This is a genomic window from Thalassovita mediterranea, assembly GCF_001458435.1.
GTDB lineage: Bacteria > Pseudomonadota > Alphaproteobacteria > Rhodobacterales > Rhodobacteraceae > Thalassobius > Thalassobius mediterraneus.
In genome coordinates, this window is record NZ_CYSF01000007.1 from 315099 (window position 1) to 341049 (window position 25951).

General features: G+C 60.8%; 26 protein-coding genes and 1 tRNA gene. 20 read left to right on the plus strand and 7 right to left on the minus strand.

Annotated features, from left to right (window positions below; genetic code table 11):
* Window position 1 precedes the first annotated feature (1 nt).
* The 4 genes from TM5383_RS09005 (at window position 2) to TM5383_RS09020 (ending at window position 4254) form a co-directional block, all read left to right on the plus strand.
* Window positions 2-1417, plus strand: a complete 1416-nt coding sequence (locus tag TM5383_RS09005) for a dihydrolipoyl dehydrogenase family protein (protein WP_058318698.1) — start codon at window positions 2-4, stop codon at window positions 1415-1417.
* A gap of 48 nt (window positions 1418-1465) precedes the next feature.
* Complete coding sequence (locus TM5383_RS09010) at window positions 1466-2860, plus strand: sensor histidine kinase (RefSeq protein WP_058318699.1); 1395 nt, start codon at window positions 1466-1468, stop codon at window positions 2858-2860.
* Window positions 2861-2991: 131 nt separating this feature from the next.
* A tRNA-Arg gene (locus TM5383_RS09015) sits at window positions 2992-3068 on the plus strand.
* Between the two features lie 241 nt (window positions 3069-3309).
* On the plus strand, window positions 3310-4254 hold the full coding sequence (locus TM5383_RS09020; protein WP_058318700.1) for a DMT family transporter: 945 nt from the start codon (window positions 3310-3312) through the stop codon (window positions 4252-4254).
* Between the two features lie 19 nt (window positions 4255-4273).
* Here the strand turns inward: TM5383_RS09020 and TM5383_RS09025 are convergent, their stop codons facing one another.
* Window positions 4274-4792: a GrpB family protein gene (locus tag TM5383_RS09025; RefSeq protein WP_058318701.1), complete on the minus strand. Its 519-nt coding sequence runs from the start codon at window positions 4790-4792 to the stop codon at window positions 4274-4276.
* 108 nt (window positions 4793-4900) lie between these two features.
* Window positions 4901-5947, minus strand: coding sequence for a uroporphyrinogen decarboxylase (gene hemE / locus TM5383_RS09030; RefSeq protein ID WP_058318702.1), 1047 nt, complete (start codon window positions 5945-5947; stop codon window positions 4901-4903).
* Window positions 5948-6088: 141 nt separating this feature from the next.
* Here hemE and hemC point away from each other — a divergent pair, with 141 nt between their 5' ends.
* Window positions 6089-7048, plus strand: a complete 960-nt coding sequence (gene hemC / locus TM5383_RS09035; protein ID WP_058318703.1) for a hydroxymethylbilane synthase — start codon at window positions 6089-6091, stop codon at window positions 7046-7048.
* Window positions 7049-7114: 66 nt separating this feature from the next.
* Here the strand turns inward: hemC and TM5383_RS09040 are convergent, their stop codons facing one another.
* The gene (locus tag TM5383_RS09040) at window positions 7115-8515 is read right to left on the minus strand and encodes an FAD-binding oxidoreductase (protein WP_058318704.1); all 1401 of its coding nucleotides are present in this window, start codon (window positions 8513-8515) and stop codon (window positions 7115-7117) included.
* Window positions 8516-8825: 310 nt separating this feature from the next.
* Here TM5383_RS09040 and TM5383_RS09045 point away from each other — a divergent pair, with 310 nt between their 5' ends.
* Window positions 8826-9242 (plus strand): MarR family transcriptional regulator, encoded by a 417-nt coding sequence (locus TM5383_RS09045; RefSeq protein WP_231725085.1) that lies wholly within the window; start codon window positions 8826-8828, stop codon window positions 9240-9242.
* Between the two features lie 31 nt (window positions 9243-9273).
* Here the strand turns inward: TM5383_RS09045 and TM5383_RS09050 are convergent, their stop codons facing one another.
* The 3 genes from TM5383_RS09050 to ubiA are packed head-to-tail and all read right to left on the minus strand — an operon-like array spanning window position 9274 to window position 12611.
* Window positions 9274-9600 (minus strand): hypothetical protein, encoded by a 327-nt coding sequence (locus tag TM5383_RS09050; protein ID WP_058318705.1) that lies wholly within the window; start codon window positions 9598-9600, stop codon window positions 9274-9276.
* A gap of 5 nt (window positions 9601-9605) precedes the next feature.
* Window positions 9606-11546, minus strand: coding sequence for an OmpA family protein (locus TM5383_RS09055; protein ID WP_058318706.1), 1941 nt, complete (start codon window positions 11544-11546; stop codon window positions 9606-9608).
* A gap of 60 nt (window positions 11547-11606) precedes the next feature.
* Window positions 11607-12611 carry a 4-hydroxybenzoate octaprenyltransferase gene (ubiA, locus tag TM5383_RS09060; RefSeq protein ID WP_076400155.1) on the minus strand — a complete coding sequence of 335 codons (1005 nt, stop codon included), beginning with the start codon at window positions 12609-12611 and terminating at the stop codon, window positions 11607-11609.
* Between the two features lie 11 nt (window positions 12612-12622).
* Between ubiA and TM5383_RS09065 the strand changes: the two genes are divergently transcribed.
* The 5 genes from TM5383_RS09065 to TM5383_RS09085 all read left to right on the plus strand — a co-directional run bounded on the left by TM5383_RS09065 (window position 12623) and on the right by TM5383_RS09085 (window position 17277).
* On the plus strand, window positions 12623-13351 hold the full coding sequence (locus TM5383_RS09065; protein ID WP_058318707.1) for a 16S rRNA (uracil(1498)-N(3))-methyltransferase: 729 nt from the start codon (window positions 12623-12625) through the stop codon (window positions 13349-13351).
* 38 nt (window positions 13352-13389) lie between these two features.
* Window positions 13390-14250, plus strand: a complete 861-nt coding sequence (locus TM5383_RS09070; protein WP_058318708.1) for a GNAT family N-acetyltransferase — start codon at window positions 13390-13392, stop codon at window positions 14248-14250.
* Complete coding sequence (locus TM5383_RS09075) at window positions 14247-14762, plus strand: hypothetical protein (RefSeq protein ID WP_058318709.1); 516 nt, start codon at window positions 14247-14249, stop codon at window positions 14760-14762. Before TM5383_RS09070 ends, TM5383_RS09075 begins: the two co-directional genes overlap by 4 nt.
* A 105-nt stretch (window positions 14763-14867) precedes the next feature.
* On the plus strand, window positions 14868-16238 hold the full coding sequence (locus TM5383_RS09080; protein WP_058318710.1) for a glutamate--cysteine ligase: 1371 nt from the start codon (window positions 14868-14870) through the stop codon (window positions 16236-16238).
* A 58-nt stretch (window positions 16239-16296) separates the two neighbouring features.
* Complete coding sequence (locus TM5383_RS09085; RefSeq protein WP_058318711.1) at window positions 16297-17277, plus strand: Lnb N-terminal periplasmic domain-containing protein; 981 nt, start codon at window positions 16297-16299, stop codon at window positions 17275-17277.
* An 80-nt stretch (window positions 17278-17357) separates the two neighbouring features.
* On the opposite strand, the gene TM5383_RS09090 is transcribed toward TM5383_RS09085, so the two are convergent.
* Complete coding sequence (locus TM5383_RS09090; protein ID WP_058318712.1) at window positions 17358-17834, minus strand: YHS domain-containing (seleno)protein; 477 nt, start codon at window positions 17832-17834, stop codon at window positions 17358-17360.
* 342 nt (window positions 17835-18176) lie between these two features.
* On the opposite strand from TM5383_RS09090, the gene TM5383_RS09095 reads away from it, so the two are divergent.
* The 9 genes from TM5383_RS09095 (at window position 18177) to TM5383_RS09135 (ending at window position 25950) form a co-directional block, all read left to right on the plus strand.
* Entirely contained in the window at window positions 18177-19145 is a 969-nt protein-coding gene (locus tag TM5383_RS09095) for an aspartate carbamoyltransferase catalytic subunit (RefSeq protein WP_058318713.1), read from the plus strand.
* A 134-nt stretch (window positions 19146-19279) separates the two neighbouring features.
* The gene (locus tag TM5383_RS09100) at window positions 19280-19849 is read left to right on the plus strand and encodes a hypothetical protein (RefSeq protein ID WP_058318714.1); all 570 of its coding nucleotides are present in this window, start codon (window positions 19280-19282) and stop codon (window positions 19847-19849) included.
* On the plus strand, window positions 19849-20304 hold the full coding sequence (locus TM5383_RS09105) for a hypothetical protein (protein WP_082645439.1): 456 nt from the start codon (window positions 19849-19851) through the stop codon (window positions 20302-20304). Before TM5383_RS09100 ends, TM5383_RS09105 begins: the two co-directional genes overlap by 1 nt.
* Before the next feature lie 88 nt (window positions 20305-20392).
* Window positions 20393-21673 (plus strand): dihydroorotase, encoded by a 1281-nt coding sequence (gene pyrC, locus TM5383_RS09110; RefSeq protein WP_058318715.1) that lies wholly within the window; start codon window positions 20393-20395, stop codon window positions 21671-21673.
* Window positions 21673-22278 carry a glycerol-3-phosphate 1-O-acyltransferase PlsY gene (gene plsY, locus TM5383_RS09115; protein ID WP_058318716.1) on the plus strand — a complete coding sequence of 202 codons (606 nt, stop codon included), beginning with the start codon at window positions 21673-21675 and terminating at the stop codon, window positions 22276-22278. The genes pyrC and plsY overlap by 1 nt, the downstream gene beginning before the upstream one ends.
* 62 nt (window positions 22279-22340) lie before the next feature.
* Window positions 22341-23132, plus strand: coding sequence for a uracil-DNA glycosylase (locus TM5383_RS09120; protein WP_082645444.1), 792 nt, complete (start codon window positions 22341-22343; stop codon window positions 23130-23132).
* Window positions 23133-23142: 10 nt separating this feature from the next.
* Window positions 23143-23763, plus strand: coding sequence for a LysE family translocator (locus TM5383_RS09125; protein WP_197407391.1), 621 nt, complete (start codon window positions 23143-23145; stop codon window positions 23761-23763).
* A 15-nt stretch (window positions 23764-23778) separates the two neighbouring features.
* On the plus strand, window positions 23779-24327 hold the full coding sequence (moaB, locus tag TM5383_RS09130) for a molybdenum cofactor biosynthesis protein B (RefSeq protein ID WP_058318719.1): 549 nt from the start codon (window positions 23779-23781) through the stop codon (window positions 24325-24327).
* Window positions 24328-24489: 162 nt separating this feature from the next.
* Entirely contained in the window at window positions 24490-25950 is a 1461-nt protein-coding gene (locus TM5383_RS09135; protein WP_058318720.1) for an efflux RND transporter periplasmic adaptor subunit, read from the plus strand.
* The last annotated feature ends 1 nt before the right edge of the window (window position 25951 follow it).

Consider the following 25951-nt stretch of genomic DNA (forward strand, 5'->3'; position numbering starts at 1 on the left):
AATGGCTGATATTAAAACCGATCTTCTGGTTATTGGCGCAGGCTCTGGCGGGTTGTCCGTTGCGGCGGGCGCATCGCAGATGGGCGCCGATGTGACCCTGCTGGAAGGGCACAAAATGGGCGGTGACTGCCTGAACTTTGGCTGTGTTCCGTCCAAGGCGCTGCTGGCAGCCGGTCACGCCGCGCACGCGATGAGTGCAGGGGCCGCAATGGGCATCACACCGGTGGTTCCACAGGTGGATTATGCCGCCGCCAAGGATCACGTCATGGGGGTGATCGACCAGATCGCGCCGGTGGACAGTCAGGAACGGTTCGAAAGCTTCGGCGTGCGGGTGATCCGTGAATACGGCCGCTTCATCGCACCGCGCACCGTGCAGGCGTGTGAGCATACGATCACTGCGCGTCGGATTGTGATTTCGACCGGTTCGTCGCCACTGGTGCCGCCGATCAAAGGTCTGGCGGATGTGCCGTTTTACACCAACGAAACCCTTTTTGATCTGCGCGAAAAGCCGGATCACCTGATCATCATTGGCGGTGGCCCCATCGGTCTGGAAATGGCGCAGGCGCATGTGCGTTTGGGCTGCAAGGTGACGGTGATCGAAGGCGCGCGTGCGCTGGGCAAGGATGACCCCGAACTGGCCGCCATCGCGCTGGATAATCTGCGCGCCGAAGGGATCGAAATCCTTGAGGAAGCACCGGCAGAGGAAATCGCAGGAACCGCAGGCAATATCGTTGTCGAAACCCCCAAAGGCCGTGTGCAGGGCACGCACCTGTTGGTGGCGGTTGGGCGCAAAGCAAATATTGACAGTCTGGATCTGGACAAGGCAGGCATCGCCTACACCGGTAAAGGTGTCACTGTGGACGCCAGCATGCGTACCTCTGACAAGAAGGTGTTTGCCATTGGCGATGTGGCCGGTGGGCTGCAATTCACCCATGTGGCGGGCTATCACGCGGGTCTGATTATTCGTCAGGCGCTGTTTGGTCTGCCTGCGAAAGAAGTGACTGCGCATATCCCGTGGGCGACCTATACCGATCCCGAAATGGCGCAGGTTGGTCTGACCGAAGAACAGGCGCGTCAGATCCACGGCGATGCGCTGGAAGTGGCACGGTTTGAATATTCCCACAACGACCGCGCCATCGCGATCCGCCAGACCAAGGGGCTGATCAAGGTGATGGTGGTGAAGGGGCGTCCTGTCGGGGCCTCCATCGTTGGTCATCAGGCGGGCGAACTGATCGCCACATGGTCACTGGCCATCGCGAACAAGATCAAGATGTCGGGGGTCAGCGCAATGGTCGCACCCTATCCAACCATCGCAGAACTTAACAAGCGCGCCGCAGGTGCCTATTTCTCACCGAAACTGTTTGATAACCTACGGGTTAAAAAGGTTGTGCGGCTGGTCCAGCGCTTCCTTCCATGACCCCAAAGCCCCCCGTGATTTCGGGGGGCACACAGCAATGGAGACCCTATGCTGAACACGCTCTCCGGTCGCTTTCTGATTTTGACCATCATCTTTGTGATGCTGGCAGAGGTGATGATTTTTGTACCTTCGATCGCGCGGTTCCGTGAGGATTACCTGCTGTCTCGTCTGGAACGGGCGCAGATCGCGTCATTGGCCTTGCTGGCGGATGACATGATCTCTCCTGATCTTGAGGAAGAGCTGCTGCGAAATGCAGAGGTTTTCAACGTCGTACTGCGCCGTGACGAAGCACGGCAGCTGATTCTAGCTGCGCCGATGCCGCGTCCCATTTCGGATAGCTTTGATTTGCGCGATGCAAGTGCGGTGGAACTGATCGGTGATGCCGTGGCACGGCTGATCGACCCCGAACCCAAGGTGATCCGCGTGATCGGGAACCCAGTCCGTGAGGCGGGTTTGCTGATCGAAATCACTATGGAAACCAAGGCATTGCGCGCAGCGATGGTCGATTATGGTCTGCGTGTGCTGATTCTGTCGGCAGTGATTTCTGTCGTTACGGCGCTGTTGTTGTTCCTCGCCGTGCGGGCGTTCCTGGTGAAACCGATCAAGGGCGTGGTTCATCACATGAAGGCCTATGCCCGCGATCCAGAAGATGCGCGCCGCATCATCACCCCCGAATCCAGTCTGCGCGAATTGCGACAGGCGGAGGAAGCGCTGGAGACAATGCAAACGGAACTGACCAGCGCGCTGAAGCAAAAGGAACGTCTGGCCCAGTTGGGTGGCGCGGTGGCCAAGATCAGTCATGATCTGCGTAACATGCTGACCTCGGCCCAGTTGTTCACCGACCGGATCGAGATGTCGCAAGATCCTGGTGTGAAACGCATGGCGCCGAAACTGGTGAACTCCATCACCCGTGCGGTGCATCTGTGTGAGGCGACGCTGGCCTTTGGCAAGGCAGAGGAGCCGGCGCCGCGTCTGGAACGATTCGTCCTCGCCGATCTGGTCAGTGACGTGTTCGATAGCGAACAGTTGTCGGTCGAGGGGCACGATGTACAGTTTTCGTCCGATATTCCTGCGTCTCTGCAAATGCGTGCGGATGGCGAACAGTTGTTCCGCGTTATTTCCAACCTGATCCGCAATGCGCGCATTGCGATGATCCAATCCGGTAAATCCGGCCAAATCACCGTCACCGCCGAAGAATCGCCGGACCACTGGCTGATTCATGTCCGCGATACCGGCCCCGGTCTGCCGCCCAAAGCGCAGGAAAACCTGTTCCGACCCTTCCAGGGCGGGGTCAGCAAAGGGGGCACTGGCCTTGGCCTTGCCATCTCGCAGGAGCTGATCCGTGGTCACGGTGGCCAATTGCGCCTGAAAGAGACGGGCGAGTCGGGGACTGTGTTCGAAATTTGCCTGCCACGCGGCGATGCGGATTTGGGGATGGTCTAAATTTCAGGCAAAAGGTGAATTGTTAAGCTGCTGAAAAATAACAATTTTCAAACAAAGTTTGGAAGAATTTCGTTTTTCTGTCTTTTTCCGCTTGCAGCTCCCCGCGCCAAAGCCTAAACACCGCCACAGACGGACCGATAGCTCAGCTGGATAGAGTACTTGACTACGAATCAAGGGGTCGGGGGTTCGAATCCTCCTCGGTCCGCCATAAAAAGCCCGCCTCAAACGGCGGGCTTTTTTGCGTCTTGGGGGTAGGCTTTGCAGCCCCTGAAATGTGTTTGATCCGCCGGCGCTACTCTTCTGTCGGCGCTGTCACACTGTTGAAACAGAAATTTCGTTAACCCTTGCGCAAAGACGGTGATTCCGTGTCTGTTGGCGCAAACATCTGTTGCGCTTGCTCAGGCAACTGGGCGCTGTCAGACGTCACACCCTCGTACAGGACGATACCGATGAACCTTTCCGGCGCGTTTTATGCTCTGGTCGCCTTTGGCCTTTTTGCCACCCATGATGTGGTGATCAAATATCTGGGCAGTGCTTATGCGCCCGCGCAGGTGCTGTTCTTTGCGACGCTGTTTTCCTTCCCGCTGGTCAGTCTGATGCTGATGCGGGACAAAACGGCGGGGACGCTGTTGCCGGTCTATCCCGGTTGGAACCTGATCCGCACGCTGGCGGCGACGGGGAATGCGTTGTGTGTGTTCTATGCCTTCACCGCGCTGCCCTTGGCGCAGGTCTATGCGATTCTGTTTGCCATGCCGCTCTTGATCACGCTGTTGGCGATTCCGATGCTGGGGGAAAAGGTGGGGCTGCACCGTGGGGCGGCGATTCTGGTGGGCTTGTGCGGGGTGATCATTGTGCTGCGCCCCGGATCGGCGGAACTGGGGCTGGGCCATGCGGCGGCGCTGTCTTCGGCTTGTTTGGGATCGCTGGTGTTCGTGATTTCCCGCAAAGTGGGGCAGGAGGAGCGTCCGGTGGTGATGATGCTCTATCCGTTGGCTGCGAACTTTGTGGTGATGGGGGGGATCATGGTGTTTGACTATCGCCCTGTGGCGCTGCCGGATCTGGCAGGGATGGGGGCGATTGCGCTGTTGGGGTTTGTGGCTGGGCTGCTGCTGGTGTTTGCCTATCGCGCGTCAGAGGCGGCGGTGGTCGCGCCAATGCAGTATTCACAGATCCTGTGGGCCACTGTTTATGGGCTGGTGTTTTTTGACGAGCATCTGGACCGCGCGACCGTGCTGGGCGTTGGGGTGATCATCGCCTCGGGCCTATACATCCTGTTCCGTGAGGCGCGGGGTGGGCATTCGGAAAACATGCCGGTTCTGCGCAACCGGTCGCGCGTGCCAGCGGCGATGTCGATGTGGATCGGCGCGGTGTTGCGGCGGGGGCCAAGAGGTTGAGGCGCTAGCCGCTAAGGGTTCAGCGGCGTGCCTGATACCAGCGCAGGGCGTGTTGTTCGACACGTTTGATGAAGGGATCCTTGCCCTCTACATAGCGTTCCCAGTCGGCTTGGCTGGCGGTGAGTTGTTCCTTGAGCGCGGAATAGTCTGAGGCCACATCTGTATGGGCGCGCAGGTAGTCGCGAAAGGCAAGGTGGCGGGTGATATCCGGTGCCCCTGTGGCAAAGACATGCAGGTGGTGGCTGCGTTGGCCCGATGCGTCAAACTTGCGGTAATACCGCCGCCCTTCGATGCCAAAGGCGCCCATCACCTCATAGCCCAGTGCCTGCATGGCCGCGTCATGACGGTCCATCTGGGCCAGATCTGGCACAACGCCCATCAGATCGATGATCGGTTTGGCCAGAATGCCGGGAATCGCGGTGCTGCCGATATGATGCAGGGTTAGCGCCACATCGGGCAGGGCGGCGTTCAGCGCTGCAGCCTCTGCGGTGAAGGCATCGGCCCATGTGGGATCGTGGGGGAGAACGTGATTAACCATAGGGCGTGTGTGTCGCGCGGGCTGTGGGGATGCAAGATGTTAAACGGCAAAGAAAAACCCCCGTGCGCGGTAGGCGAACGGGGGCTTTATTCTGGAGTGGTTTGGCAACTAGCCGTTACGCACGGTGTCGATCATCAGCTGGACGTTTTCGGGATCCGCATCCGGTGTGATCCCGTGGCCGAGGTTGAAGATATGCGGTCCCTTGCCCAGGGCCTGCACGATGCGGCGGGTGTCGTCGATTAGGTCTTGGCCGCCGGTCACCATATGGCGCGAGGCCAGATTGCCCTGCACACAGCCATCGACCTGCACATGCTCTGCCACCCATTCGGCGCTGACCGAATTGTCCACGGCGACGCAGTCGGCACCCGTTGCCTTGGCAAAGCCGATGTAGCCATTGCCTGCCTCACGCGGGAAGGCGATGACAGGGATGCCGGGGTGGCGTTTCTTGATCTCGGCAATGATACGCTTGGCGGGTTCCAGCGCGTATTTCTGGAAATCGGCGCCTTTCAGCGAACCGGCCCAGCTATCAAACAGCTTCACCACTTCGGCGCCGGCTTCGATCTGTTTGGACAGATATTCAATTGTGCCCTCGGTCAGCAGATCCAGCAGACCTTCGAACACCGCGCGGTTTTCGTCTTTCAGCGCGTGGGCCGGACCCTGATCCTTGGTGCCGCGACCAGCGATCATATAGGTGGCGACGGTCCACGGCGCACCGGCGAAACCGATCAGCGTGGTTTCCGACGGCAGTTCACGGCTGAGGATCGACACGGTGTCATACACGGGGTTCAGCACCTCGTGAATGTCATCCTTGCCTTTCAGCGCGGCCAGTTGATCGGCGGTGGTGGTGGTCGACAGGCGCGGACCCTCACCGGTGACAAACCACAGGTCCGCCCCCAGCGCCTGCGGCAACAGCAGGATGTCGGCAAAGAGGATCGCCGCGTCAAAACCGTAGCGGCGGATCGGTTGCAGCGTCACCTCCGCGGCCAGTTCGCTGTTGTAGCACAGCGACAGGAAATCGCCTGCCTGCGCACGGGTGGCGCGGTATTCGGGCAGGTAGCGGCCCGCCTGACGCATCATCCAAATGGGCGGCGTGGGCAGGGTTTCACCCGCAAGGGCGCGCAGGATTTTCTTTTGCTGTTTTTGTGGCTCGGACATCGGGTTTCCTTTCGCTTGTGGGGTTCGTCCCCTTCTGGGGCGCTGATGTCAAGGGTTGCATCCGTAACGGGATCAATCGCCGCAGGCGTGGGGCTTTCGCGCCTCTTGCCTGTTTCTTAACCGCCGATTAGAGCTAGGCGCATGACACTGACTTTGCCCACCCCCGCTTCGCCCCTGAAAATTGGCACCCGTGGATCGCCCCTGGCGCTGGCGCAGGCCTATGAAACGCGCGAACGTCTGATGGCGGCCTTTGATCTGCCAGAGGCGGCGTTTGAGGTGGTGGTGATCAAGACCACCGGCGATGACATGTCGCTGATCAAAACCGATACCCCGCTGAAAACGCTGGGCGGCAAGGGGTTGTTCACCAAAGAGATCGAACAGTCCATGCTGGACGGTGGCATCGACATCGCGGTGCATTCCACCAAGGATATGCCTGTGGCACAGCCCGAGGGTCTGGTTCTGGACACCTTCCTGCCGCGCGAGGATGTGCGCGATGCTTTTGTGTCACTGAAATACGCCAGCCTGCAGGATCTGCCCGAAGGGGCGGTCGTCGGCTCATCCTCGCTGCGGCGTCGGGCGCAGTTGCTGAACAAGTTCCCGCATCTGCAAGTGGTGGAGTTTCGCGGCAACGTGCAGACCCGCCTGAAGAAGCTGGAAGAGGGCGTGGCAGAGGCGACATTCCTTGCCAAGGCGGGCCTGAACCGTCTGGGTATGGCGGATGCCGCACGTTCGGCCATCGCGCCGGAGGATATGCTGCCCGCAATTGCCCAAGGCACCATCGGGATCGAGCGGCGCGAAAATGACGATCGCGCCGGTGAAATGCTGGCGGCGTTGCATGACGTGGAAACCGGTCAGCGGTTGGCGGCGGAACGGGCGTTTCTGGCAGCGCTGGACGGGTCGTGTGAAACCCCGATTGCTGGTCTGGCAACGCTGGAGGGCGGACAGTTGCGTCTGCGCGGTGAGGTGCTGCGCCCTGACGGGTCAGAGGTGATCCGCGATGAACGCACCTGCGCGGTGTCGGATGGTGCAGAACTGGGCCGTGCGATGGCCAAGGACATGCTGGCGCAGGCGGGGCCGGACTTCTTTAGCTGGCGTGGCTGAGCCGACGTAGGTTTAGAATTTGAGAAGCCCCGAAGGTATCCTTCGGGGCTTTGTCGTTTAGGGTGCTTAGGGCAGCAGTTTGCCGGGGTTGAGGATGCCCTTGGGGTCCAGCGCGGCCTTGATCGCCTTCATTGTTGAAATGGCCTGCGGATCCTTGCGCCTGCGCATGGACGGCAGTTTGGACAGGCCAATGCCGTGTTCGGCTGAGAATGATCCGCCGAAGGACAGCGCCACATCCTCGACCAGTTCCATGATCTGATCGCGCAAGCCAGCGTCATCGCTGGAGGGCCAGACTGTGTAATGCACATTGCCGTCGCCTAGGTGGGCGACGATGTTTTCCTGTGCCTCTGGGTCGCAGTCGGGCAGACGGCGTTCCATGGTGTTGAGGAAGGCGGCAACCTTATCCAGCGGCACCGCAATGTCGTTAGAGATGAAGGGTTTGCGCGACATTGCGATTTCTGCCGCAGCTTCGCGCCGTGCCCACATCTCAGCGCGCTGGGCTTCGTTCTGGGCCACGACTGCATCCAGCAGTAGACCCTCTTCGAACATGGATGCCAGCGTATCCTCCAGATGGGCAGCGATGGCGGGGCGACCATCGGGGCCGGGGGTGCAATCGCGCGGGGCGGTGGCGGCGACCTCGACCAGAATGTTGATCGCTTGCGGGGTGTCAAAGGGTTCCCGCGCGCCCGCGTGGATCTGTTTATGGATCTCAATATGATGGCGGGGCATGTATTCAAACGCCTCTACCGCGCCGCCTGTCGCCTCTTGCAGACGGTTGAGCAGGGTCAGTGCATCCTCCAGCGACTGGGGGGCGACCATCGCGGTGGCATAGGCGCGGGGTTTCGGGTGCAGCTTCAGCACAGCGGCGGTGATGATGCCCAGCGTGCCTTCGGCGCCGATCAACAGGTGGCGCAGGTCATAGCCCGAATTGTTTTTGTGCAGCTCGCTTAGCAGATCGACCACCTCGCCGGTGGGCAGGACCGCCTCAATCCCCAGCACCAGATCGCGGGTGTTGCCATAGCGCAGGACGTTCGATCCGCCCGCGTTGGTCGAGAGGCAGCCGCCGATCATCGCCGATCCGCGCGCGCCGAAGGTGAGGGGGAAAATCATATCCACCGCGTCCGCCGCGTCATGCAGGCTGGACAGGATCACCCCAGCCTCGACCACCGCGACGCGGGCGTCTGGGCGCAGATCGCGGATGCTGTTCAGGCGATCCAGCGACAACAATAGGGCACCGTCTGCATAGGTGCCGCCCGACAGGCCGGTGTTGCCCGAAACCGGGACCACGGTGGTGCCTGTGTCATTGGCCCAACGGACCACAGCGGCAATTTCGGCGGTGGAGGCGGGGCGCACAACGGCGAGGGGTTCGAAACGATACGCCCCCGTCCAGTCACTCCGCCAGGGGTCCAAATCAGCGCCGTGTAGAACGTATTTGTCACCGACCAGTGCGGCCAATTGAGTGATCATTCTGTACCCCCTTCTGTGTTGCGCCAGATCAGCGCCTCCTTGTGGAAAGGGATAGCCGCTATATGTCTGCGGAACCAGTCCGCAGAAAACGCAATCCGGTGACGTAGGGTGGCTTTGTTCTAGCTCAAAGACGGTCGTTTCTATGACCGCCATTTTGGCGGCATGTCCCTGTCATAGGGGACATGTTCGCAAGAGTATGATCCGTTGGGGGCTGTAGTTTATGGAACGTAATTCCGATCTGTCTGACCTGTGGGGCATGCAAACAGTTCAAAGTGTTGTACCAAGTGAGAGTTGTGACAATGCGCTTCAAATGGCACTTCTCAGGGCGCGCGATCGTGTGATCGGGCCGTTGCGCAGTATGCTGGCGCACTCCGGGTTGACGGAACAGCAATGGCGGGTCCTGCGGGTGCTAGAAGAGGATACCGTGCTAGATGCGACCGAAATCGCAGAGCGCGCCTGCCTGATGTTGCCTTCACTAACGCGAATCCTGAATACGCTGGAAAGCAAGGAATTGATCAGACGCGAACCGGATCCACGTGATCGGCGCAAGCAAAGGATCAGCATTTCACGGGCGGGCCATGACACCATCGATGCGCATTTGATCGAGGTGCAGCGCCTGCATAAACATTTGGCGGATCAGATGGGGCCGCACCGTCTATCAACGCTGGTTCAGCTGTTGCTGGAGCTAGATGCCGTGCCCGCTATGGAGCAGGCAAACCCCGAGTAAAGCGGCGCACCAGCGCAAAGGCCCGTTGCGTTTAGCCCTGTGAGCCGCGTTCCAGATAGGACCGCAGTTCTTCTGCTTCGTGGCGTGCTTCGCGCAGACCTTCCATCGTGGCGGCCAGCTCGGCTTCGGTTTGACTAAGCTGCGTGGTCAATTCCGCTTCGCGTTGCTGCAGATAGGTGATGGCCTGATCACGGGTTTCTTCTGCTTCGTGCAGTTCCTGGGCCATGCGATCCAGCTCACCGATATCGGATTTGGAAATCTGGGTGAAACGGTGGATCAGCCAGTAGGCGAACCAGCCCATACAGAAAGCTACGAACAGAATGATCGCGGTGGCCAGAATGAATTGCGTGCGCTCCATAAGGATCAGTTTCCTTCGTTCGTCTGTGCGGCCTCGGGTGCGGCCGTGTCTTTGTCTGCTTGATCTGCGCCTGCTGGTTCAGCGTCAGCGGCCATCGCGTCGAGAGCGTTCTCATCTTCGGCGCTGGTGTTTGTGGCGGCCGGGCGGATCAGTTTGAATTCAATGCGTCGGTTGGCCTCGCGGCCTTCTTCGGTTTTGTTGTCGGCGATGGGCTGGCTTTCGCCATAACCGACGGCGCGGTAGGCCGCTGTCAACAGTCGGCGTTCGCGTAGACCGGACAACACGGCGGCTGCGCGCGCCTGGCTGAGTGCCTGGTTCATGCTTTCGCGCCCTTGACTGTCGGTGTGGCCGCCAATCTCGAACTTCAGGTCTTCGCTACAGCCTTTCAGCACCTCGGCGATGTCATCCAGCACTGATTGTGCAGACGCGTCCGGCGTGTCGGACCCCGGTTCAAAGGTGATCTTGCGGGTTTTCAGGATGTCGTTGACCTGCGCTTCGCATTCTTCTGGCGTTGGCAGTGATGCGATCGGGTCCAGTTTTTCCAGATAGGTCACGTTGATGTCGAACCGCTGGGTTTCATCCAGTGTTTCAGCCAAAAAACCTGCAATTTGGGCCGATGCGTCTGGGCGGCCAGTGTTGCCGCTGACGCTGATCAATTCCGGCGTGACATTCACAACACCGTTCGACAAAAGCGACAGCGCCTCAAGGCTGGCCAGAACCCGCAGCGACCAGTTGCTGGGCAGAGCCTCATCCAGGCGGGCTGCATTGTGTACATTGGCATTGCCGAAACGGGCAACGGCATAGCTTTCGGCGGCGGTGCGGCTTAGGTCATCGTTCAGGCGGCCGCGCAGCTGCACCTGACCTTCGGGCGACAATGTCGCAACAAATTCGCTGGCCTCTTCGTCATTTTCGACTGCGGGTTTGGGCAGATCGGAATGCAACGAGAAAACCGGCGGCAACGCATTTTCTAATTCCCCAACCACACGGTCAAACAGTGCCTGCTCGGTGCCCAGTTCTGCAACCAGCGACACGTCTGCATCATTGAACGTGACGGATCCCGCACCCATTTCCGCGAGTGCCTTGATGGACTGTTCTGCGGCTTCGGCCCAGCGGGGCGAGGGCACGCCAAGACCAACCGTGCAGCTCATCTGCGCACCATCAAGGCCAGCGTCTTTGGCCGCGGTAAGGATGCGTTCGGCGCTGGCATCGCTCTCGGCGGAACAGGCGTCAAAGCGGCCGATACCATTTTCGATGACAAATCGCAGGGTAAACGGTGTCAGCACAGGGCGCGGCGCGGACAGGTCCAGCACCAGTTCCATCTCTGCTTTGCGCGATAGCTCGCTCTCAAGGCGGCGCAGTTCTTCGGCACTGGCGGTCATGGCAGTGATCGCCACGCGATCTGCCGCGATCGAGATTTTGGAACGCGGCAACATTTTCAGTGCATCCAGCGCATAATCTACAGATCGTTGCCAACCTTGTGGCACGTCGTAATCCGCGGTTTGCAGCAGGTCGGACACGTTCCCACCGTCGGCAATTGCACGTACAGCGGTCAGCAATGCATCGCGGTCGCTGTCGGTTGGGATCAGCCCGATCAGGGACAGGCCATTATCGTTGCGCAAGATCTCGATGGAAAAACGGGGGGCGGCCAAACCGTCGGTGTCTGTCACCGTCATTTGGTCAATCACCCGAGAGGCATCCACTAGACGACCGGCGACGCTCACGGCTTTGAAACGGTCTGCTTCGGATGGGGCGGTGCCGGTCAGGTAAACCTGTAGACCATTGGCGTGAACCTCTGCCCAAGGCAGGTCGGCAGTATCCAAGCCGTTGCGCACGGCCAATTCCGATGTGTCTTCGATGACATTCGCAATGCCACCTGCGGCCGCGATGCTGAGGGCCGCTGCCCCCCCGAAGGTTGCCGCGATGATGAGGTACGAAGACAGTCGCATGTCGTCCGGTCTTTATATTATAGTCTCGGGATGTTTAGGCCCCTGCTGCGTGCAGCGCAATCAAATCAGCAGCGCAACGGCGAAAAACAGCAAAGGCAGCAGGCCTGTGTCACGGTTTGAGCGGAAAAGGCGCAGGCAAATGCCGGTATCGTCGGTATCAAGGCGCAGCATCTGCCACATCATATGCGCCCCAAAGGCCCATGGGCCAAGCAGCGCGATCAGTAGCGCGAAGGGCGATGCAGTGCTTCCACCGGTCATGGCCAGCCCCACCGCCAGCGCCATCAGCAGCACAGCGAGGGTGAGGAAGCGTTTCAGCCATTTCGGGGTTTCCTCGGCAAACAGGCGCGCGGTGGATTTAACCCCGATCAGCGCGTCGTCCTCCTTGTCCTGGTGGGCATAGATGGTGTCATAGAACAGCGTCCATGCGATGCCCGACAGATACAGAACCACCGCCGCCCAATGTAGGCTGCCAGTGTGTGCGACCCATGCCAGAAGTGCGCCCCAGTTGAACGCCACCCCAAGGAAAACCTGTGGCCACCATGTGAACCGTTTGGCAAAGGGGTAGATCGCCACCGGCACGATGGCGACAAACCCCGCGATGATCGCGGCGGTGTTCAGCGTCAGCAGAAACCCGAGGGAAATCAGGCATTGCAGCGCCATCCACACCAGCGCCTGTTTCACCGTGACCTGGCCTGACGGGATCGGGCGGGATTTGGTGCGTTCGACCGCGCCGTCAAATTTGCGATCGGTGATGTCATTCCATGTGCAGCCCGCGCCGCGCATCAGGAAGGCACCGCCTGCGCAGCCAATCGCGATCCACAGATCATGCAGGCTGGCCTGCCCATCATGCAGCATTGCCAGCGCCAGACCCCACCAGCAGGGGATCAGTAGCAGCCACGTGCCAATCGGACGGTCCGCCCGGCTGAGGCGCAGGTAGGGGCGTGACCATGCAGGCGCCAGATGATCGACCCAGTTGCCTTTCACCGCATCGGCAACAGTGCCGTTGACAGCGCCGCTATCTGTTTCAGGGCCATTCTGGGCTGGCGTATGGGGCTGGTCAGACATAGAAAGGCCTCATGAGCATTAAGATCCGCCTTTATGTAGAGCATCCTTTGGGGCAGGGGCAATCGGTTCCCTTGGACCGCGATCAGGCGCATTACCTTTTTGGTGTGATGCGCCAGAAGGTCGGTGCGGAACTGGCGCTGTTTAACGGAGTGGACGGCGAATGGCGCGCCCGCGTTGATCAGGCTGGCAAGCGGGGGGGCGAGTTGACCTGCGTTGAACAGACACGGCCGTTGCAGATGCCGCCCGATCTGTGGCTGCTGTTTGCCCCGATCAAGAAGGCGCGCACCGATTTCATCGTCGAAAAGGCGGCCGAAATGGGCGCGGCACGTATCCTGCCAGTGCAGACCGAGTTTACCAATTCCGAACGCATTCGCCAGGACCGCCTGCAAGCCCATGCGGTTGAGGCGGCCGAACAATGCGGTGGCACCTATGTGCCAGAGGTTTGTGATCTACAACGCCTTGATCGTCTGTTGGCCGACTGGCCAGAGGATCGCCAGCTGGTCTTCTGTGACGAGGCAGAGGTGGGCGCAGGCAAGGCACTGTCAGAGGCGGCACGCGACAAGGGTGACAAATGGGCGATTTTGATCGGGCCTGAGGGCGGATTTTCCGAGGTGGAGCGTAAACGCCTGCACGCGCTGCCCTTTGCTCATGTGATCAGTCTGGGACCACGCATTCTGCGCGCCGATACCGCGGCGGTTGCGGCAATGACGATCTGGCAGCAACACTTGGGTGATTGGTAACTGATTCCCTTTTACCCATCTGACCCAAGGACGCCGCGATGATCCGAGTTGCCACCGACGCTGACCGTCCCGCGCTGGAGGCGTTTCTGGCGTGTCATGCAAACAGTTCGATGTTTCTACGATCCAACCTTGCGGAGGCGGGGATCGGTAACGTGGATCATCCGCACGGCACCCTTTTTCTGTTGCAGATGGCGGGGGAGGGGATCGCAGGTGTCTTTGGCCTGACGAACGAAGGCTTTGCCCTATGTCAGGCACCAAGGGCAGACGCAGGCGTATGGGCGGAATGTGCCGATGCTGTACGGGGCCGTATGGTCAAGGGGATCACTGGGCCTGATGAACAGGTCGGCCATGCGATCACCGCGCTGGGCTTGCCTGATGCGGCGTTCAGTTTTGATACGGTGGAACCGCTCTATCGCCTGCATTTGGCGGATTTGATACTGCCTGACGGGCCAGCCGATATTCGTGCGCCGCAGACATTGGACGTTGATACGCTAACCTTCTGGTATCTGGGCTATGAACGGGACACGGGCCTTGCCACCGGACCCGATGCCGCCAGCCGTTCGATTGAGCGGGCGGTGAATGCCATTCAGGGGGACGTGACGCGTCTGTTGATAATGAATGGCAAGCCGGTCGCGATGACCGCCTTCAACGCGCAGTTCGACGATATGGTGCAGATCGGTGGCGTTTATACCCCGCCGGATCAGCGCGGGCAGGGCTATGCACGCCGCGTTGTCGCCGCCCATCTGGCAGAGGCGCGGGCAAAAGGCACGAAAACTGCAATCCTCTTTTCCAACAACGATGCGGCGTCGCGCGCTTACGAAGCTATTGGGTTTCAGCGCGTCGGCAGCTACCGTGTCGCCGTATTGCATGAGGCCACCGAGATAGGAGCGCCACAATGAGTTTTATGCGCCCCGAAGCCGCCGCAGGCCTGCGCCGTTGGCGCGAGGTGTTAATCTCGGCGCTGATGACGGCCCTTGGGGCGCATTGGTTCCTGACCTCTTTCGGTCTGTTCCGCGCAATGGGCGCTTTGATTGTCATTCTGGGTGGGGTCTGGGTCATTCTGGCGGTGCGCCGTGCGCGGTTTGATCGCGGTGGTGGCGGGGCTGGCGTGGTGACGCTGGACGAAGGACGGCTGGGCTATTTCGGGCCCGAAACCGGCGGCACCTTGGCGGTTGAGGCGCTGGTGTCGATCCGCATGCTGGTGGATGAGAAGGGGCGCAAGAGTTGGTACATATTGGCCCAAGACACCACCCCGCTTGACATTCCCGTGAACGCAGAGGGCGCGGATCAGCTGTTTGACGTGTTCTCGAACCTGCCGGGCCTTGATATGAAGGTGGTTCAGGCTGCCCTTGACGAACCCCTTAACGAAGAGATCCTGCTGTGGCATGTCGACATGCGAAAGCTGCATTGACAATTGCCGGTACGGACCACAAATCTTTGCCTTCTGATATTCTGATCTAACCTCAGATTCCACGCAGCAGCGACGCCTGTGCAGCAGCAAAAACGGAGCAAGCCCATGTCCATCCCTCAATCCGGCGGCGGGCCGATCGAACATCACGATCAACTGGCGGAATACCTTGCCTCTGGCTGCAAGCCCAAGGACGACTGGCGTATCGGCACTGAGCATGAGAAGTTCGGCTATTGCAAGGACACGCTGAAGCCGCTGCCATACGAAGGCACGCGGTCGATCAAAGCGGTGCTGGACGCGCTGCGCGACCGTCACGGTTGGGCCCCGGTTGAGGAAGGTGGCAACCTGATCGGGTTGACCAAGGATGGCGCGAACGTGTCGCTGGAACCGGGTGGGGCGCTGGAACTGTCGGGCGCGCCGCTGGAAACCATTCACCAGACCTGTGATGAGGTGAACGTTCACCTGCGTGAGGTGAAGGATATCGCGGATGAAATCGGCGTTGGCTTCATCGGTTTGGGGGCAGCGCCCCTGTGGTCGCATGAAGAAATGCCGCTGATGCCCAAGGGTCGTTATACGCTGATGAACGACTACATGGAAAAGGTTGGCACAATGGGCCGCGCGATGATGCGCCGGACCTGCACCGTGCAGGTGAACCTTGATTTCGCGTCAGAGGCGGACATGGTGCAGAAGCTGCGCGTAGCGCTGGCGTTGCAGCCGGTGGCGACCGCGCTGTTCGCCAACTCGCCCTTCTTTGAGGGGCAGGTCAACGGCCACAAAAGCTGGCGTTCGAAAATCTGGCGTCACCTTGATGATGCGCGCACCGGCATGCTGCCGTTCGTGTTCGAAGAGGGCATGGGCTTTGAGCGTTATGTGCAATATGCGCTCGATGTGCCGATGTATTTTGTCTACCGCGACGGCCAATATATCAACGCGCTGGGCCAATCCTTCCGCGATTTTCTGAAGGGGCAACTGCCTGCGCTGCCGGGTGAAGTGCCGACGCTGAGCGATTGGGCCGATCACCTGACCACCGCCTTCCCCGAAGCGCGGATCAAGAAATACATGGAAATGCGCGGTGCGGACGGTGGCCCATGGCGTCGTCTGTGTGCGCTGCCCGGTTTCTGGGTCGGTCTGATGTATGATCAGGGCGCGTTGGATGCGGCTTGGGATTTGGTCAAAGGCTGGGATGCGGAAACCCGCGAGGGTCTGCGCGTTCAGGCGTCGATCGACGGTCTGCAGGCAGAGGTCGGCGGCATCAAGATGCACGATCTGGCCCGCGAAGTGCTGGATATTTCCGAAGCAGGCCTGATCGCCCGCGCCCGTGAAGGGGCAGGTGGTCTGGTGCCGAACGAAACCCACTTCCTCAACGCATTGAAGGAATCGGTCGATAGCGGTCAGGTGCCTGCGGATGAACTGCTGGCGCGGTATCATGGCGACTGGGACGGCGATCTGACCCGTATCTATGCGGATTACAGTTACTGAGCTTTGCTTAAGGGGAAGGATTTACCCGTAGGTGAGAGACAGCTAAGAAAGCGGGATTATGTCCCGCTTTTTTCATATCCTCCCGCATGTTCTTTTTTCATTCATCACCCTTGCTGGTGCCGCTTGGTCGGCGACGGCGCTGTGGCTGAACACCGATGGGGCCATGCGTACCTTTGCGCTGGCGCTTCTGGTCGCGCTCACCCTTGGGGCGTTGCGGGTGCAGTTTCACAAACGCCGTTTGGGTTGGGCACTGTTGGCCATCACGGCATTGGCGGTTCTGGGTTGGTATCAGACCATCACGCCGCGTGCGGATCGTCATTGGGCACCGGATGTGGCGCATGGTGTGACGGCGCGGGTGTCGGGTGATCAGGTCACCCTGTCGAACCTGCGCGATTTTGAATGGCAGGACCGCACTACCGCGACGCAGGCTTGGGTGTCGCAGACCTATGATCTGACGCAGCTGGACAGCGTGGACATGTTCACTTCGGTCTGGGGGAACCCTGACATTGCGCATCTGTTGGTCAGCTTTGGCTTCGCCGATGGGGAACAGGTCGCCTTTTCGGTCGAAATTCGACGTGAGGCGGATGAAGTGTTCAGCGAGCTGGGCGGGTTCTTCCGTCAGTTTGAACTGGTGCTGATCGGGGCGAAGGAACGTGACATCGTCAAGCTGCGTGCCGATCATCGCGGCGAAGATGTGCGGATGTTCCCTGTGGACCTGTCGCCCGAACACCGCCGTCAGATGTTCATGTCCTATGTCGCACTGGCGCAGGATCTGGAGGCAGAGCCGCAGTTTTACAACACGATTTCTGCCAATTGTACCACGGTGGTCTACGGTCTGGCGCGCAATCTGCAATCGGATCTGCCGATCGACAGCAGCCTGATCCTGTCAGGTCGCCTGCCGCAGTATTTGGAAAACCTCGGCGTTTTGGGCGGTGAGGGATCATTGCAGGATCGCTATGACGCCGCGCTACTGCCCGCAGGGGCAGAGGCGTTGCACCCGGGGCTTAGCTATTCGCAGGCGATCCGTGCAGGCCGTTAGGCTGGGTAGGTAGCAGGCAAAAGAAAAGGCGACCTCCGAAGAGGCCGCCTTTCCACACATGGAGAGAGATGTCAGGCAGATTACTGCGCCTGCAGCTCTTCGGGCGATTTGTCTTCGATGGTTTCCCACTGAACGTCGGCAGTGTTGATGAAGCCGGGAACGTCTTCTTCCCAACGGGCCTGAACGGCGGTCGACAGGTTCAAGAACAGTTCACCGTCAACGATTTTCCACACTTCGGGGTCGCCGTCGAACTTGAAGCCCATGGCGGTGCCGAATGCGCAGTAGCCGCCGTACTGAGGCGCGAAGGCTTCGGGGCTGGCGTCGAACTGTGCTTTGTGCTCAGCGGAAACGAAGCGGTAGGTTGCGCCTTCGTAGGTGGAGGTGTGCTCCAGCGAGCCGGCGGTCGGCTCACCCAGGGTGAAGTAAGCAACCGGGTCGTAGCCGCGCAGCGCCAGACCGGTGGAGGTTGCGTTTACGTCAACACCGGCTGCCAGTGCGGTGGAGGTCAGTGCAACGGTTACGGCCAGGCCGCCGACGAGCGTTTTGATCGGGTTCATGATGATAGTCCTTATCTTGGTGTTTGGCTGGGGCGGCGTAATTTCCAGAACCTGCCGATGAATTTCTACCAACGACGTAATTGCGTCGTGGTGTAGCAAAGATGGGCACAGGGGCGATCACGTTCAAAACAACAAGAATTGAGTGTGAGCGAGCGCGGGGGAGTTGTGCGCAAGTGCGCATTCACGTTTTCGTTTGGTGGCCGTGAGCAACGAAAGGGGATGCGGCGCGATGTGCTGGAATGCCTCGCGGTGCCTGCTTAATTCTAAATGGGACATAGCGCCCGCTTGCCCCGTGGCAACGCCCTTTCTATAAGCAGGCGAACAGCGCATTGGAGAGGGCCCATGACATTCACGCAGAAGCACCTTCTGGGGATCGAACCCCTGCATCCGATGGAGATTACCGCTGTTCTGGATCGGGCTGATCAGTATGTGGACCTGAACCGTCAGGAGCAGAAGCACGCGGATGCGCTGGCTGGGCTGACGCAGATCAACATGTTCTTTGAAAACTCCACCCGCACGCAGGCCAGTTTTGAATTGGCGGGCAAGCGTCTGGGCGCGGATGTGATGAACATGGCGATGCAGGCTTCGTCGATCAAAAAGGGCGAGACGCTGATTGATACCGCGCTGACCCTGAACGCGATGCACCCTGACCTCTTGGTGGTGCGCCACCCGCATTCCGGTGCGGTGGATCTGCTGGCGCAGAAGGTGAACTGCGCCGTACTGAACGCTGGGGATGGCAAACATGAACACCCGACGCAGGCGCTGCTGGATGCGCTGACCATTCGGCGGGCGAAGGGGCGGCTGCACCGTCTGAACATCGCGATTTGCGGCGATATTGCCCACAGCCGCGTGGCGCGGTCGAACCTGATCCTGCTGGGCAAGATGGAGAACCGCGTGCGGCTGGTCGGCCCGCCGACCCTGATGCCATCGCAGATCGACCAGTTCGGCGTTGAGGTCTACCATGATATGGAAGAAGGCCTGAAAGATGTGGACGTGGTGATGATGCTACGTCTGCAGAAGGAACGGATGGACGGCGGTTTTATCCCGTCTGAACGGGAATATTACCACCGCTACGGTCTGGACGCGGCCAAACTGGCCCACGCCAAGGATGATGCCATCGTCATGCACCCCGGCCCGATGAACCGCGGCGTGGAAATTGACGGCACCATTGCCGACGACATCAACCGCTCGGTCATTCAGGAACAGGTGGAAATGGGTGTTGCGGTACGTATGGCAGCGATGGACCTGCTGGCGCGCAACCTGCGCGCTGCACGGGCCGAGGCACGCGCGGCCCAATCGGTAGAGGTATAAGACCATGGAAGATCCCAAAGATCCCCGCATGTCCGGCAAGGTTGCCACCTACGCACTGCTGGCGATGTTTGCGCTGGTCGCGCTGATGATCTGGATCGCCTGAATGACGCGATCGTGCCATATCGGGGCTGACCATGCTTGATATGCTCTCCGTTCGTTCGCAGGAACCGCGCGGGGTGCGGCTGTTTTCACTGACGGCGGATCAGGCGGAGCTGGACCGTTTGGATGCCATTCTGGCCAATGCCGAACCGGGATTGGCCAAGGGGCATTTGGCCGATCTGTTTGGGGTCGAGGCGATTGATGCCACACGGGTAGAGGCATTTGATCTGGCGGACTTGTCGGATTTCGGCCTGATGAATTACCTGATCAAGGCCAATGGCCTGCCTGAGGAAGCGCTGGAACCTGATCGCGCCCGCCTTGAGGCATTAGAAGGGGTTGTGCTGATCCTCTATTCGCAGGCCTTCAAGGGGCAGGCGGTGACGCTGGCCCCCGCACCCGCGCTGACCCCCGTTGGTGCCTGGAGTGAGGACATTCCCGATCTGGAGTTTACCCCGCTGAGGTCGCGATCTGCAGTCGGGCAATTGCCGCAGGGCACTGCCCCTGCCGCGCCGCAACCGACACCACGCTGGGTCTATTGGCTAACCGCGTTGATGGTCGCGCTGGCCGGTCTGGGCATTTACGCCGCTATTGCAGGAGGTGCGTGATGACACCCGAATTTATGCCGCAAATGACCCCGACCACCCCGTTGCAGGAGGGGGAGAGCGTGCAGCACAGCTTCCACCCCGACCGCGCCGCCTATTGGCGTGATCATGCGTGGCTGGCGGCGGGCGCTATGGGATGCGGGATGGCGATCCTGATGATCCTAGGCAACCCGCATGTCTGGACCGGCGCGATCGGTGGCTTGGCCGCGATTGCGGTGCGTGCCTTCTATCTGGCATCGGATGAACTAAAAGCGCGCTGGGACATGACCGAAACCCGTCTGCTGGGCCCGCAGGGGCGCAACATGCGACTGGTCGAGATTGCCAAGATTCGCAAGCTTGGCTCTGCCGTGCAGGTGATCACCCATGCAGGTGACAAACACCTGTTGAAATTTCAGGCCGACCGCGAAGACACCATTGCCCGTATCGAACGGGCACAGGCGATGGCGGGCAACCGCTAGCGCACTTCGCCCTTTCCACACAGGCCTTTCACGCCTACACAGCGCCAGCAAGGCCGCAGCTACAAGAACACAGACCAAAGGACCGCCCATGACCACGCTCTTGTTCACCAATGTGCACCTCGTCAACCCAGAGGCCGGAACGGCTGATCTGGGCAGCCTGCTGGTTGAGGATGGCGTGATCACTGCGCTGGGGGCTGAGGTCGCGGTGCCCGAGGGCGCAGAGGTGGTTGATGGCACCGGCAAATATCTGGCCCCCGGCATCGTCGATATTGGCGTCAAGGTGTGTGAGCCGGGTGAACGGCACAAGGAAAGTTTCCGCACCGCAGGGCAGGCGGCGGCAGCAGGTGGCGTGACCACCATCGTCACCCGTCCCGACACCGCGCCCACCATCGACAATCCCGAAACGCTGGAATTTGTCACCCGCCGTGCCCAAGAGGCTGCACCGGTGAACGTCGTGCCAATGGCCGCGCTGACCAAGGACCGCGCGGGGCGTGAAATGACCGAGATTGGGTTTTTGCAGGATGCAGGCGCGGTCGCCTTCACCGATTGCGATCATGTGGTGAGCGACACCAAGGTTCTGACCCGCGCACTGTCTTATGCCAAATCGCTGGGCGCCTTGGTTATGGGGCATCCGCAGGAACCGATCCTGTCGAAGGGCGCTGCCGTCACCTCGGGCAAGTTTGCATCCCTGCGTGGCCTGCCTGCCGTGTCGGCGATGGCCGAACGCATGGGGATTGATCGCGATATTGCGCTGCTGGAAATGACAGGGGCGAAGTACCACTTCGACCAGATCACCACCGCGCGTGCGCTGCCTGCGTTGGAACGGGCAAAGTCGAACGGGCTGGATGTGACTGCTGGCACCTCAATCCACCATCTGACGCTGAACGAATTTGACGTTGCGGACTACCGCACCTTCTTCAAGGTCAAACCGCCCCTGCGGGCCGAGGATGACCGTCTGGCGCTGGTTGCGGCGCTGCGCGATGGGTTGATTGACGTGATCTCGTCCTTCCACACCCCGCAGGATGAGGAAAGCAAGCGCCTGCCGTTCGAAGAGGCAGCGAGTGGTGCCGTGGGCCTTGAAACCTTCTTGCCAGCGGTGCTGCGGCTGTATCATTCGGGCGATCTGACGCTGGCGCAGCTATGGCGCGCCATGTCGCTGAACCCTGCCGCGCGGCTGGGGCTGGCGACGGGCCGTCTGGCGGCGGGTGCCCCGGCGGATCTGGTGCTGTTTGATCCTGATGCACCTTTCGTGCTGGATCGGTTCAAGCTACGGTCGAAATCGAAAAACACCCCCTTTGACGGTCAGCGCCTGCAGGGCAAAGTGCTGGCAACCTATGTAAACGGCACCCCCGTATTCGGAGATCTGTGATGCCTGAGTTGTTGTCTGATCCTACGACCCTCGGCCTTTGGGCCTTGATTGGCTATCTGCTGGGCTCGATCCCCTTTGGCATGGTGCTGGCGGCGGTTATGGGGCTGGGCAATCTGCGCAGCATCGGATCGGGCAACATCGGTGCCACCAATGTTTTGCGCACCGGCAATAAACTGGCCGCCGCGCTGACGCTGATCCTAGATGGTGGCAAGGCGGCGGTTGCTGTCCTGCTGGCCCGCGCCTTTGCTGGCGAAGATGCCGCGCAGCTGGCGGGGTTGATGGCGTTTTTCGGCCATTGCTTCCCTGTGTGGTTGAAGTTCAAGGGCGGCAAGGGCGTTGCCACCTTCCTTGGTCTGCTGCTGGCGCTGGCGTGGCCGGTGGGTATTGCCGCCTGTCTGACTTGGTTGGCCACGGCCGTGATCGCGCGGATTTCGTCGCTGTCTGCATTGGTGGCGGCGGCCACCTCGACCTTTTGGATGGTGGTCTTGGGCTATGGCCAGATTATCGTGATGGGCGCGGCGCTGACGCTTCTGATCTTCTGGACGCATCGCGCCAACATCGCCCGCCTGCGCAAGGGCGAAGAGCCGCGCATCGGTCAGAAGTGAGCCGTTTTGCAACCACCCTTTCGCCTGTCGCGCCTGCGCGGTAACTTCGGCCTATGGAACAGGTGGAATCGGCCCTAGATTATCACGTCGCGCTTGCGATGCTGGATTGGCAGCTGGAGCTGGGCGTTGATGAAACGCTCTGCGAGGCGCCGATCAATCGCAATGACCTGCAACAGGCACAGCCCAAGCCCGCTGCCGCCGCTGGCCCTGACGGCAAACGTCGTGCGCCTGCCCCTGTGGCGAAGCCCAAAGTTGATCCACCGGCAGAGGCGCGCGCCGCCGCCGCAACCGCCAATGACCTGCCCAGCCTGCGCGCCGCTTTGGAAACCTTTCCGCATTGCGAATTGAAACAGGGCGCACGTAGCCTTGTGTTTGGCGACGGTCTGGCCGGTGCCCGCGTGATGATCGTGGGCGAGGCGCCGAACCGCGAAGAGGACCGCGCAGGCAAGCCTTATGTTGGGCCTCAAGGCACGCTCTTGGACAAAATGCTGGCCGCGATTGATCTGGACCGCGGCAGTCAGGACCGCGACAGCGGTGTCTATATCACCACCGTCCTGCCGTGGCGCGGGCCGACGAACCGCGATGCCTCGCCTGCGGAAATTGCGATGATGAAGCCGTTTTTGGAACGCCACATTCAACTGGCGAAACCCGACGTGCTGGTGCTGATGGGCAACCTGCCCTGTCAGGCGCTGCTGGCCAAGCGCGGCATTTCCCGTCTGCGCGGCCAATGGGGTGAGGCGCTGGGTATCCCCGCGCTGCCGATGCTGGAACCACAACGGCTGCTGCGCAATCCGGCGGCGAAGCGCGATACTTGGGCCGACCTTTTGGCGCTGCGTGCGCACCTGAACGGGTGACGCAGGGATGATCGTTGATCCTGTCACCCTGCTGGCCTTTGTCCCTGCGGCGCTGGCGCTGAACCTGACGCCTGGACCGGATATGCTGTTCTGCCTGGGGCAGGGGTTACGATCCGGTGCGCGGCCTGCGGTGGCGGCCAGTCTGGGGATTTCAGCGGGCGGGTTGATCCATACGGCGCTGGCGGGGTTGGGCCTGTCGGCGCTGGTTGCCGCGTTTCCCGTGGCCTTTGACGTGATCCGTTGGCTGGGGGTGTGCTACCTCCTCTACGTGGCGTGGATGTCGTTGAAACTCCCTGACCTCAGCACCGACGCAGCTGCCGCGCCGACGTTGCGCGCGTTTCGCGAGGGGCTGATGGTGAACCTAACGAACCCGAAATTCATTCTGTTTGTGCTGGCTTTTGTGCCGCAGTTCGTGGACCCAACACGCGGTGCGGTCCTGGCGCAGTTCATGATTTTCGGCGCGGTGCTGGCGACGGGCGGGGCCTTGATCAACGGCGGGATCGGCATATTTGCCGGCAGTGCGGGGCGCGTGATGATGCAAAACCCGCTGTTTGCCCGCTGGCTGGGCCGCATCAGTGCCACTATTTTTGCCGGGCTGGCGCTGCGCCTTGCCCTTTTGGAACGCGGATAAGCAGAGAGTTCACATATGTCGCGCATTGACGAAAGCAGAGAGTTCATTCCCGTTCGCATCGCGGTGCTGACAGTCTCAGACACCCGTGATCTGTCGCAGGATCGGTCCGGTGACACGCTGGTGGGCCGGATTGAGGCGGCGGGGCATTCGGTGGCGGATCGTCAGATTATCCGTGATGAGCGTGACGCGATTGCCGATCAGCTGCGCACATGGATCGCCGATCCCGAGGTGGATGTTGTCATTTCCACTGGCGGCACCGGCCTGACGGGGCGCGATGTGACCGTCGAGGCGCACCGCGATGTCTATGAAAAAGAAATCGAAGCCTTCGGGACCGTATTTACCATCGTGTCGATGCAGAAAATCGGCACCTCTGCGGTGCAGAGCCGTGCAACGGGCGGTGTTGCAGGCGGCACCTATCTGTTTGCCCTGCCGGGCAGCACGGGGGCCTGCAAGGACGCCTGGGATGAGATACTGAAATACCAGCTGGATTACCGCCACATGCCCTGCAACTTCGTCGAGATTTTCCCTCGCCTTGAGGAACACAAGCGCCGCAGCAAGGGCTGATTTGGCGCAGATGCTGCGCGGATGTCACGCGCGCATCACTTCGGCGATAGAAAAAGCGACGGAAACGCTTTCTGCTTCGTATAAGGGGGGAAGACTTGGCTTTGCGGCCTTGGGCCTTACCTATGGAAGTGGCCCCCAAATGCTTTTGTTTAAGGAAGAGAGATGCGTTTTTTGCGACAAAGCCTGACCGGGCTGTTTCTACTGGCGGTGACTGTGGCGCTGTTGTTTTACGCGGTCGCACTGGTGCGCGGCGCGGTGCAGGATCGGCTGGCGGATGAGGGGCGGTCACGCCCCGCGCAGGAACGGGTCTTTGCCGTTGCGGTGGTTGAGGCGCAGCCTGAAACCGTGATCCCGCGGCTGGAAGCCTTCGGTCAGATCGAAAGCCGCCGGTCGCTGGTGTTGCGCGCTGCTGCTGCGGGCACGGTTGTGGAGCTGTCTGACGCGATGAAAGAGGGCGGTGAGGTGCGCGCAGGTGACGTCTTGCTGCGTATTGATCCGGCAGACGCGCAATCGGCGTTGGATCGGGCAGAGGCGAACCTGCTGGACAGTCAGGCGGAAACCCGTGATGCGGCGCGGTCGCTGGAACTGGCCCACGCGGATTTGGCTGCGGCTGATGCACAGGCGGATCTGCGCCAGCGGGCCTTTGCCCGTCAGCAGGGATTGCAGGAGCGCGGAGTCGCGACCGAAGCGGCGGTTGAGGTGGCGGAACTGGCCGCGGCCTCTGCCCGTCAGGCGGTTGTGGCACGCCGTCAGTCACTGGCACAGGCAGAAGCGCGCGTAGACCGCGCCGCAACCGCCCTGTCACGGGCGGAGATCGCCCGCGAAGAGGCAGCGCGCCGTTTGGCGGACACTGTGGTGCGGGCCGAATTTGATGGCACCTTGTCGGATGTCTCCGTTGTGGCGGGCGGTCTGGTGGGCAGCAATGAACAATTGGCCCGTCTGGTCGATGGCCGCATGTTGGAGGTGGCCTTTCGTGTGTCCACCGCGCAGCACGCGCGGCTTTTGGATCAGGATGGGGAGTTGATCCCTGCCACTGTCACCGTGTCACTGGATACCAGCGGCATTGACCTGTCGACCTCTGGTCAGATCAGCCGTGACAGCGCTGCTGTGGCCGAAGGGCAGAGCGGGCGGTTGATCTTTGCCAGCCTCGCGGCACCGCGCGGCATGAAACCCGGCGATTTTGTCACCGTGTCGGTCGAAGAACCGGCGCTGGAGCGTGTGGTGCGCCTGCCTGCGCGCAGTTTGGGCAGCGACGGTCGGGTGCTGGCGCTGGGGGATGAGGGCCGGATTGAAGCGCTGCCGGTCACGCTGTTGCGCCGTCAGGGCGATGATGTGTTGGTGCGCGGGCAGGGCCTGCGCGGGCGCCAGATCGTGACACAGCGCACGCCGTTGCTTGGGCCGGGGATCAAGGTGCGGGCACTTGGCGCCGCGAACGAGCCGGCAGAGCCTGAGATGATCACCCTCAGCGAGGAACGGCGCGCGCGGCTCCTCGCCTTTGTCGATGCAAACAAGCGGATGCCTGCAGACGTGAAAGAGCGTATGCGCGAAACACTGCAAAAGGACGCGGTGCCCAGCGATGTTGTCACCCGCCTAGAGGCGCGGCTGGCGCGGACGGGGGGCTAAG

What these genes read in the sequence shown, in the direction of transcription:
- TM5383_RS09095 (WP_058318713.1), top strand. Translation starts at nt 18,177, where the DNA reads ATGACATTCACGCAGAAGCACCTTCTGGGGATCGAACCCCTGCATCCG.
- hemE (WP_058318702.1), bottom strand. Translation starts at nt 5,947, where the DNA reads ATGTCCGAGCCACAAAAACAGCAAAAGAAAATCCTGCGCGCCCTTGCG.
- TM5383_RS09075 (WP_058318709.1), top strand. Translation starts at nt 14,247, where the DNA reads ATGAGTTTTATGCGCCCCGAAGCCGCCGCAGGCCTGCGCCGTTGGCGC.
- TM5383_RS09135 (WP_058318720.1), top strand. Translation starts at nt 24,490, where the DNA reads ATGCGTTTTTTGCGACAAAGCCTGACCGGGCTGTTTCTACTGGCGGTG.
- hemC (WP_058318703.1), top strand. Translation starts at nt 6,089, where the DNA reads ATGACACTGACTTTGCCCACCCCCGCTTCGCCCCTGAAAATTGGCACC.
- TM5383_RS09080 (WP_058318710.1), top strand. Translation starts at nt 14,868, where the DNA reads ATGTCCATCCCTCAATCCGGCGGCGGGCCGATCGAACATCACGATCAA.
- plsY (WP_058318716.1), top strand. Translation starts at nt 21,673, where the DNA reads ATGCCTGAGTTGTTGTCTGATCCTACGACCCTCGGCCTTTGGGCCTTG.
- TM5383_RS09045 (WP_231725085.1), top strand. Translation starts at nt 8,826, where the DNA reads ATGGCACTTCTCAGGGCGCGCGATCGTGTGATCGGGCCGTTGCGCAGT.
- TM5383_RS09100 (WP_058318714.1), top strand. Translation starts at nt 19,280, where the DNA reads ATGCTTGATATGCTCTCCGTTCGTTCGCAGGAACCGCGCGGGGTGCGG.
- pyrC (WP_058318715.1), top strand. Translation starts at nt 20,393, where the DNA reads ATGACCACGCTCTTGTTCACCAATGTGCACCTCGTCAACCCAGAGGCC.
- TM5383_RS09085 (WP_058318711.1), top strand. Translation starts at nt 16,297, where the DNA reads ATGTCCCGCTTTTTTCATATCCTCCCGCATGTTCTTTTTTCATTCATC.
- TM5383_RS09105 (WP_082645439.1), top strand. Translation starts at nt 19,849, where the DNA reads ATGACACCCGAATTTATGCCGCAAATGACCCCGACCACCCCGTTGCAG.
- TM5383_RS09055 (WP_058318706.1), bottom strand. Translation starts at nt 11,546, where the DNA reads ATGCGACTGTCTTCGTACCTCATCATCGCGGCAACCTTCGGGGGGGCA.
- TM5383_RS09090 (WP_058318712.1), bottom strand. Translation starts at nt 17,834, where the DNA reads ATGAACCCGATCAAAACGCTCGTCGGCGGCCTGGCCGTAACCGTTGCA.
- TM5383_RS09010 (WP_058318699.1), top strand. Translation starts at nt 1,466, where the DNA reads ATGCTGAACACGCTCTCCGGTCGCTTTCTGATTTTGACCATCATCTTT.
- TM5383_RS09040 (WP_058318704.1), bottom strand. Translation starts at nt 8,515, where the DNA reads ATGATCACTCAATTGGCCGCACTGGTCGGTGACAAATACGTTCTACAC.
- TM5383_RS09070 (WP_058318708.1), top strand. Translation starts at nt 13,390, where the DNA reads ATGATCCGAGTTGCCACCGACGCTGACCGTCCCGCGCTGGAGGCGTTT.
- TM5383_RS09020 (WP_058318700.1), top strand. Translation starts at nt 3,310, where the DNA reads ATGAACCTTTCCGGCGCGTTTTATGCTCTGGTCGCCTTTGGCCTTTTT.
- TM5383_RS09005 (WP_058318698.1), top strand. Translation starts at nt 2, where the DNA reads ATGGCTGATATTAAAACCGATCTTCTGGTTATTGGCGCAGGCTCTGGC.
- moaB (WP_058318719.1), top strand. Translation starts at nt 23,779, where the DNA reads ATGTCGCGCATTGACGAAAGCAGAGAGTTCATTCCCGTTCGCATCGCG.
- TM5383_RS09050 (WP_058318705.1), bottom strand. Translation starts at nt 9,600, where the DNA reads ATGGAGCGCACGCAATTCATTCTGGCCACCGCGATCATTCTGTTCGTA.
- TM5383_RS09065 (WP_058318707.1), top strand. Translation starts at nt 12,623, where the DNA reads ATGAGCATTAAGATCCGCCTTTATGTAGAGCATCCTTTGGGGCAGGGG.
- ubiA (WP_076400155.1), bottom strand. Translation starts at nt 12,611, where the DNA reads ATGTCTGACCAGCCCCATACGCCAGCCCAGAATGGCCCTGAAACAGAT.
- TM5383_RS09025 (WP_058318701.1), bottom strand. Translation starts at nt 4,792, where the DNA reads ATGGTTAATCACGTTCTCCCCCACGATCCCACATGGGCCGATGCCTTC.